The 7,908-nt window shown below is 64.9% G+C and carries 7 protein-coding genes and 1 pseudogene; 4 read left to right on the forward strand and 4 right to left on the reverse strand.

What is annotated here, in order from left to right:
* Both EN932_RS23445 and EN932_RS23450 read left to right on the forward strand, forming a co-directional pair.
* Positions 1-743: branched-chain amino acid ABC transporter permease (locus EN932_RS23445; protein WP_164890586.1), on the forward strand; the 743-nt coding region annotated here is incomplete at its 5' end.
* The gene (locus tag EN932_RS23450; RefSeq protein ID WP_127388239.1) at positions 740-2,044 is read left to right on the forward strand and encodes an FAD-dependent oxidoreductase; all 1,305 of its coding nucleotides are present in this window, start codon (positions 740-742) and stop codon (positions 2,042-2,044) included. The genes EN932_RS23445 and EN932_RS23450, both read left to right, overlap by 4 nt.
* Here EN932_RS23450 and EN932_RS23455 read toward each other — a convergent pair.
* From EN932_RS23455 to EN932_RS23470, 4 genes are read right to left on the reverse strand one after another with little or no spacing between them, the layout of a single operon-like run.
* A complete protein-coding gene (locus tag EN932_RS23455; RefSeq protein WP_024502527.1) occupies positions 2,041-2,709 on the reverse strand; it encodes a GntR family transcriptional regulator in 669 nt (222 codons plus the stop codon). The two genes, EN932_RS23450 and EN932_RS23455, sit on opposite strands and share 4 nt — an antisense overlap.
* A gap of 16 nt (positions 2,710-2,725) precedes the next feature.
* Entirely contained in the window at positions 2,726-4,030 is a 1,305-nt protein-coding gene (locus tag EN932_RS23460; protein WP_127384962.1) for an aspartate aminotransferase family protein, read from the reverse strand.
* Between the two features lie 6 nt (positions 4,031-4,036).
* Positions 4,037-5,095, reverse strand: coding sequence for a phosphotransferase (locus EN932_RS23465; RefSeq protein ID WP_127368781.1), 1,059 nt, complete (start codon positions 5,093-5,095; stop codon positions 4,037-4,039).
* Positions 5,092-6,387, reverse strand: coding sequence for an ArgE/DapE family deacylase (locus tag EN932_RS23470; protein ID WP_164753649.1), 1,296 nt, complete (start codon positions 6,385-6,387; stop codon positions 5,092-5,094). The genes EN932_RS23465 and EN932_RS23470 overlap by 4 nt, the downstream gene beginning before the upstream one ends.
* Before the next feature lie 203 nt (positions 6,388-6,590).
* Here EN932_RS23470 and EN932_RS23475 point away from each other — a divergent pair, with 203 nt between their 5' ends.
* Positions 6,591-7,253, forward strand: a complete 663-nt coding sequence (locus EN932_RS23475) for a GNAT family N-acetyltransferase (RefSeq protein WP_245483316.1) — start codon at positions 6,591-6,593, stop codon at positions 7,251-7,253.
* Positions 7,250-7,908 (forward strand): annotated as a pseudogene (locus tag EN932_RS23480) (LuxR family transcriptional regulator); the annotation flags it as partial. The gene EN932_RS23475 and the pseudogene EN932_RS23480, both read left to right, overlap by 4 nt.

The following is a 7,908-nucleotide window of genomic DNA, read 5'->3' on the forward strand; positions in this document are numbered from 1 at the left end:
GCATTGCCGCGGCGTTAACTGGCATGGCGACGCTGCGGCTCAGGTCCGACTATCTGGCGATCACCACCTTCGGCGTCGCCGTCGTCGTGCAACTGGTCGCGCTCAACGCGCAGAAACTGACCGGCGGCCCGTTCGGCATCGGCTTCATCCCGCGCCCCTTCGGCAGCCTTGCCGAGACGCCGCTGCTGTTCAACCTGTCGAACCTTGCCGTGGTCGCGGCGGTGACTCTGGTCGCCTATCTCGCTTTGGAACATCTGTCGCGCAGCCCGTGGGGCCGCGTGCTGAAGGCGCTACGCGAGGATGAGCGGGCGGCGATCTCGCTTGGCAAGAGCGCGCGTTTCTATCGCGTCCAGGCCTTCGCCGTGGGCGGCGCCATCATGGCACTGGCCGGCGCATTGCAGGCGCATTTCACCGGCTTCATCGCGCCGGACAATTATTTGCCGATCCTGACCTTCCAGGTCTGGGTGATGCTGATCGTGGGCGGCTCGGGCAGCAATCTCGGCGCCGTCATCGGCAGCATCCTGGTCTGGGCGATATGGGCTGGGTCGGGCACGCTGACCAGCATCCTGTTCCCGCCGGAACAGCAGGCTCGTGCCGCCGCGCTGCAGATCGCCGCCATCGGCGTCATGCTCTGCGTTATCCTGCTGGTCCGGCCGAACGGGCTGTTCGGCGACAGGCCACGGCGGCCTTGGCTCGGCAAGCGGACGAGGATCGCTGCAGACAGGAGCAGTTCCAGCTCATGAATGCCGTCATCCGGCAGGAAGCGCACGGCGTTTCGCTCTGGCATGCCGTCGGCCGCAATCGACGTGAGCGGCCGGCACTGCAAGGCGGGCTCGATGTCGACCTAGCAATCGTCGGCGGCGGCTTTTCTGGCCTTTCAACCGCGCTGCATGCGGCGGGGAAAGGACTTTCCGTCGCCGTTCTCGAAGCCGAGTTCATCGCCTGGGGTGCGACCGGCAGGAATGCGGGCTTCGTCGTGCCGAACTTCGCCAAGATGGACCCGGTCGACATACTGGCCCATCTCGGGCCGTCGCGCGGCGAAAGGCTGATCGATTTCGCCGCCGGCAGCGCCGACCTGGTTTTCCGCCTGATCCGGCAGCACGGCATCGACGGCGACGCCGTGCAGAACGGATGGGTCCAGCCGGCGCATTCGCCTGCGGCCTTCGAGAAGGTCAAGTCACGCGCCGGGCAATGGGCACAGCGTGGCCGGCCTGCGGTCACATTGGATCGGCAGGAAATCGAAGCAATGACAGGCGTGCCAGGCTATGTCGGCGGCTGGATGGACCGTTCCGGCGGCGTGCTCAATCCGGTCGCCTATGCGGGCGGATTGGCCGATGCGGCGGAGAAGGCCGGCGCAAAGATCTTCGAGCAGACGCGCGTCACCTCGGTTGATCGCATAGCCGATGGCTGGATGCTGAAAATGCCCTCTGGCTCGGTACGCGCGGGCAAGGTGCTGATCGCCACCAACGCCTATGGCTGGTCCCTCAATCCGTCGTTGCAGCGAACCTACTTCCCGCTGAAAGTCTTCCAGATCGCGACAGCGCCGCTGCCTCGTGAAGTGCGCAACCGATTGCTTCCCGGCGGGCAAGGTGTCGGTGACACCAGACGCAATCTGTTCACCTTCCGCTTCGACGCCGAAAACCGGCTGATCAGCGGCGGCATGCATATCCTTGGCGCCGGTGCGGATACGCGCGTACCGCAGACGATCTGGCGAAGGCTCGGCCGGCATCTCGGTCTGCCCGACCTGCCGCCGCTTGCCTACAGCTGGTCGGGAATGGCAGCGGTCGAACCGGATTTCCTGCCGCACCTGATCGACCTCGGTCCGGGACTGATCGCCGGTCGCGCCTGCAACGGGCGCGGCATCGCCATGACGACGGCGATGGGCAAGGTTCTGGCCGACTGGGCCGCCGGCACCGACGCCCGCGACCTGCCGCTGCCCTTCGCGCCGCCGGCGCCAATACCGTTCCACGCCGTGCTGCGGCACGCGCCCAACATGCTGCTCGGCTGGAGCATGCTGCGCGACCGGCTGGACGGGACGAGCTAGGCCGACGGCTCCCTGGCAGCGTCAAGGTTTGCAGACAGCACAGCGGCCGCCACGGCGATGTCCTCTTCTATGAAAATCCGCACAGTGGGACCGCTGCGCTGCTCCAGTGCGGCGACGATCTTGCGATGCGCGTCGTTGGACTGCGGGATGTAGCGATCGGCCTGCATCAGCAGCTTGAGATAAGGCCCGACCCGCCCCCAGAGGTCGCGGATCATGTTCAAAAGGATCGGCGCGCCGGCATGCTGGTAGATGGCGAAGTGGAACGCCTCGTTCAATGAGAGATAGGCCCTGGCGTCGCCGGCCTCAATGGCACGCTGCATGCCGGCGAGCGTCGCCTGGATGTCAGCCAGCCCGCTTTCGCTCATCCTGGTCGCCGCCATCTCGCCCGCCAGTCCCTCGACGGCGATGCGGATGCGCGTCAGCTCCTCGAAGGCAGGCGCGGACAGCAACGGCACGATGACCGAGCGGTTGTTCTGCATCTCGAGCAGCCGCTCGGCGACAAGCCTCTGCAGCGCCTCGCGGATCGGTGTCGTCGAGATGCCGAACGTCTCGGCGAGCTTGCGGATGACCAGCGCCTGGCCCGGGCTGAAGCCGCCGGAAATCAACTCCTGCTTGAGCGCGCCATAGGCGCGGTCATTCAGGGTCTGATGTTCAAGCTTCAGCATACGCGGGCCGCTCCGATCACCAGTTCGACAGAGCGCGATCGAGCGTCTCGGCCAGTTGCTCGGCATTGTCCCTGGCAAAGGGCAGTGGCGGCCTGATCTTCAGCACATTGCCGCGCGGACCGCAGGACGAGATCAGCACGCCGTCCTCGCGCATGGCTTCGACGACCGCCGATGTCTTGGTGGCGGCCAGAGCCTCGTCGCCGTCCGCCGTCAGCTCGACGCCGAAATAGAGGCCGTTGTGCCTGACATCGGCGACCGCGCCGTGCCGGCCCTGCAGGGCGCGCAGCAGTTCACTCGTATAGGCGCCGACATTGAGCGCATTCTCGATCAGCCCCTCGCCTTCGATGACCTCCAGAACGGCGAGGCCGACGGCGGCCGCGACCGGATTGCCGCCGAAGGTGTTGAAGTAGCCGGTGTTCGAACCGAAGGAGGCGACAAGCTGCGGCCGCACGAGCACGGCGCCCATCGGGTGCCCATCGCCGATCGGCTTGCCCATCGTGACGATGTCAGGCCCGATGCCATAGTTTGCGAAGCCCCACATGCCCTGGCCAAGCCGGCCGAAGCCGGACTGGACCTCATCGGCGATGACGATGCCGCCGGCCTTTTTGACGTGATCGGCTGCCTCGCGCATCACCTTCGCATCGGGAAAGAAAATGCCGTCGCTGGAAAAGGCCGAGTCGAGAAGCAGCGCCGCCGGCTTGATGCCTTTTGCTCGCATGTCCTCTATGGCAGCGGCGACATTTCCGGCGAAATCATGCGCGGCCCGGCCATGGTCGCGGAACGTGTCCGGCGCTGCCACCGTGCGGTGGTGCGCTGGTACCCCCTTTGCCCCGACCGCCGCCGGCGACAGTTGCGCCGTCGCTATGGTGGCGCCGTGATAGGCGAAATCGGTGATGATCACCCCGGTGCCGCCGCTGGAATGCTGGGCAATGCGGATGGCAAGGTCGTTCGCCTCGCTGCCGGTGCAGGTGAACATGGCGTGGCCAAGATGGGCCGGAACGGTGCCGAGTAGTTTTTCCGCATAGTCGAGGATGATCTCGCTGAGATAGCGTGTGTGGGTGTTGAGCGTTGCGGCCTGCCTCGAAAGCGCCTCGACGACGCGCGGATGGCAATGCCCGACCGAGGCGACGTTGTTGTAGGCGTCGAGGAACTTGCGGCCCTGGGCGTCGTAGAGCCACACACCGCTGCCGCGCACCAGATGGATCGGGTTGCGGTAGAAGGCGCGGTAGGTCGGCCCAAGCAGCCTGGCGCGGCGTTCGAGCAGCGCGCGCTCCGATGCAGCCGCGTCGGCATTTGCGGGGTATGGCGAGGACTGGGACACGGGAATCTACTCCGGATTGGAATGGTCGAGAAAATAGCGGCGGGCATCGGTGGACGACAGGCCGTTCAACCGTTCGAGTGAAGCCCAGACTTCGGTGGCGAGGCGCAGCACGTAGTCGCGCTTGGCCGGGAAACGCTCGGCCTGCCAGCTGGCGATGTTGACGATGAGCGCAAGTCGGGCACGGATCAGATCGAAGAGAATGCCAATCTCTTCCTCCTCCAGTGGTTGGAGCGACTGATAACCTGCGACAAAGCGCGCCGCCGGTGCCAGCGGATGGCCTTCCGCCGGCCAGCGGTAGACGGCGCCGATGGCGAGGTCGCAGATCAGCGGCGAATGGATCATGTCGCCGAAATCGAGAATGCCGCTCACGACCTCCGGCCGCGAAGCATCCATCACCACATTGTAGGAATTCATGTCGTTGTGGACGATCTGCGCGCGCAGGCTCGGGATGACCGGCGCAGCATGCTCCTCGAAGGAGGCGATCGCGCGCTCGACCATCGCCCGCCGACTCGGATCAGTGATGTGCGCCATCATCGGCCGTGTCTTGGCGACCTTGCGGATGTCCCAGAGCAGGTCGTTGCCGGCGGCCGGATGGAAGAAGCCGCGCAGCGCCCGGCTGAGGCGGGCGAGGAAGATGCCCAGATTGCGATCCTGCGCCTCGGAAGTCGGCGAGCGCGACAGCAACTGACCGGACAGATAGGTCACCAGCCGGATGATGCGCGGCGCCGATCCAGCGACGCTGACCGCGAACTGCGCTTCATCCTCGAGGCTTTTGCGCACCGAGGGAACCGGCAAGGTGGGGTCGACCGCAAGGATGTGGTCGAGCGCCTTGTTCTGGAAATCGGTGAAGCCAGCTTCTTCCGCCGGATGGGAGATCTTCAGGACGAACTCGCCCTCGCCGTCGGTCTGAACATGGAAATTGTGGTCGCGTTCGCCAGGCAGCGGACGCGCGGTGCCGTTCAGCCCGTAGTGCCGGCGCAGGATGGCGAGGGCGCCGGCCGTGGAGACATCCGGTGCGTCCTCGGCGAGTGTTTCGCCGAACGCATCGGGCACCGCCGCATTCATGGCTTAGCCTCGATAGGTTCGAGGCCACACCAGTCGGCGATGAACAGCGCGATCGTCTGGGTGACCTTGCGCACCGAGTCGAGATCGACGGCCTCGTCATAGCCATGCGGCATGCGGCAGATCGGGCCGTAGACGATCGCCGGCGTGTCGGCATAGAGGCCGAAGAAACGTGCATCGGTGGTCGCCGAGGTGACGTGTTCCGTCAGCGGCTCGCCCCAGACGGCGGTATGGCTGCGGCGTAGCACCGCTTCCATCTCGTCGGCGCCCTCCAGCACATAGCCCTCGGCCATGAAGCCATTGTAGGTCATCTTGGGTGGTCGGTTGGCCAGGAACGGATCGGCGCGCGCCGCATCGGCAATGCAGGCCTCGAGCTCGGCCCTGGCGTCTTCGAGCCTCTGGCCGGGATAGGTGGCGACGCGCATCTCGAAGACACAGCGCGCCGGAACGCTCGATGTCCACTCGCCGCCTTCGATCTTGCCGAGGTTGAAGCGGATCGGATGCGGGTGATCATGGAAATGCCTGTCATCGACCTTGCGCGCGTTCCAGACGATTTCGAGCTGCTTCAGCGCCTGAATGATGACGAAGGCCTTTTCGATGGCATTGGCGCCGGCCGAAAATGCACCCGACGCATGCTGCGGATCGCCGTCGACCTCGACCCTGAACCAGATCGGCCCGACCTGCGCCCGCATCAGCCGCGGCTCCAGCGGTTCGGGAATGAAGGCGGCGTCGGCGCGATAGCCGCGCTGCAGGCATGCAAGCGCGCCATTGCCGGTGCATTCCTCCTCGACCACCGACTGGAGATACACGTTCGCGGCCGGCTGATAGCCAAGGCTACGCAAGGCGCTCAGTGCATAGAGGCAGGCGGACAGGCCGGCCTTCATGTCGCCGGCGCCGCGGCCATGCATCCAGCCGTCCTCGATCACCGGGTCGTAGGGATCGCGCACCCAGCGGTCGAGCGGTCCGGTCGGAACGACATCGATATGGCCGTTGAGGATCAGCGAGCGGCCGGTCGCGTTTCGCGGCGTGTGGGTAGCAACGACGTTGAAGGCATCGTCGTAAGAGACCGCCACGGGTGAAAAACCCGGCAGGTCGCGAATCTCATCGACATCGACGCGCCACATGTCGACCGCGTAGCCATCCGCCTCGTAGGCGGCGGCCATAAACGACTGCGCGGGGTGTTCCTCGCCACGTTGGGAGGGAAAGCGCACGAGGTCTTGCAGAAACGCGACCTGTCGGGCGAAGCCATCATCGACTGCCCTCAGAATGGCCTCATCCGCAATCCGCTCAGGCATCATATTTCACTTTCACCTGGATGATGTATCATATCTCATATACCATTCCTGTGAAATGCAAGAGGCATACGCGCCAAACTTTCAGTCCAGGACTTGCCGTTCGATACTGCCATGGTCTTGGGGGAGTTGGCATCGGATGCAGCAAGCCGATACTGCTATCTCTGGAAGACATGACGAGGAATGCGTTGATCACAGAAGACACGATGCCCGCCGAAATCACCGATCTCGCCATTGGCTACCATCCCCTGCCGGCTGGCAAGCTTGCCAATGCGGTGACCTGGATGGAAGCGCGCACGCCGCAGCCGGATCTCGCGCGCCCCTTGGGCATGACACGGATCACGACGCCCGATTGCGTTTCCTACCGGGCGATCTTTCTCGAGATCGGCGCACCCTGGCTGTGGGACCGCGTTTCCGAAATGTCCGATGCCGAAATCACCGAGCATTTCGCCGACCCGCGCCAGCATCTCTACTACGGCCACGACGAAACCGGCGCGCATCTCGGCATGGTCGAGTTCTTCGCCGCCGACTATAACGAGATCGAGATCACCTATTTCGGCCTGTTCCCGTCCCTGACCGGCCGCGGTTTCGGCAAACGGCTGATGGCCGGGGCACTGGAGCTCGCATGGCGTCTCAACCCGAGCCGCATCTGGCTGCATACAAGCAGCTTCGATCATCACAGCGTCATCGGATTCTACAGCGCCTGCGGGTTCGTGCCCTTCGCTACCGGATTTGAGATCGTCGACGATCCCCGTATCAAGGGAACCTTGCCGCGCGATGCCGCACCGCAAATTCCGCTGATCGAAGCGGAGTGGAGCGGCTGCGGCGACTCTCCCCCAGAGAGCTACAGGCTGTGCGGACCTAGATGAGAACAGCTCCGCAATCCGTCAGCCAAGCGTCGCCGCACCATCGCCGATGGGTGCGCCGCGAGACCATTCTGTCGACGCTGGAGCGTCATATCGACACGCGCATCGTGCTGTTCGCCGCGCCCGCTGGCTTCGGCAAATCGACGACGATGGCGCAATGGGCTGCGGAAATCGCACGCCACGGCAGGCTGACGGCATGGCTGTCCTGCGAGGCGACGGACAATGATGAGGGCGCCTTCCTATCGCATCTGGTGGGCGCGCTGCGCCATCTGGTCCAGAGCCCGGCGGAACTCGACCTTGCCTTCCAGTCGAGCCCCATCCCGCAGCTCGATGTCGTGCTCGCGGCACTTGTGGCGGGTCTGGCGGCGCGCGAGGCCTACATCACCCTGTTCTTCGACGATTACCACGCCGTCGAGGCGCCGGCGGTGAAGCGGTTCATGGAGCGCCTGACCCGGCAGGCGCCGGAAAATGTTGCTTTCGTCATCGGCTCACGCAGCCTGCCCGACCTGCAGCTCGGCAAGCTCCGGGTGCTTGGCGACGTTTTCGAAATCGGCCCCGACGATCTGCGTTTCGCCTCATCCGAGGCCGAAGCTTTCTTCAACGACAAGCTGGGCCTGAGCGTCAGCAGCGGCACGGTGGAGACCTTGTGCTCGCGCAC

Source organism: Mesorhizobium sp. M7A.F.Ca.US.002.01.1.1, from assembly GCF_004022955.1.
GTDB lineage: Bacteria > Pseudomonadota > Alphaproteobacteria > Rhizobiales > Rhizobiaceae > Mesorhizobium > Mesorhizobium ciceri.

Coding starts and splice junctions, on each gene's coding strand:
- EN932_RS23450 (WP_127388239.1), top strand. CDS start 740: ATGAATGCCGTCATCCGGCAGGAAGCGCACGGCGTTTCGCTCTGGCAT.
- EN932_RS23455 (WP_024502527.1), bottom strand. CDS start 2,709: ATGCTGAAGCTTGAACATCAGACCCTGAATGACCGCGCCTATGGCGCG.
- EN932_RS23465 (WP_127368781.1), bottom strand. CDS start 5,095: ATGAATGCGGCGGTGCCCGATGCGTTCGGCGAAACACTCGCCGAGGAC.
- EN932_RS23470 (WP_164753649.1), bottom strand. CDS start 6,387: ATGCCTGAGCGGATTGCGGATGAGGCCATTCTGAGGGCAGTCGATGAT.
- EN932_RS23475 (WP_245483316.1), top strand. CDS start 6,591: ATGCCCGCCGAAATCACCGATCTCGCCATTGGCTACCATCCCCTGCCG.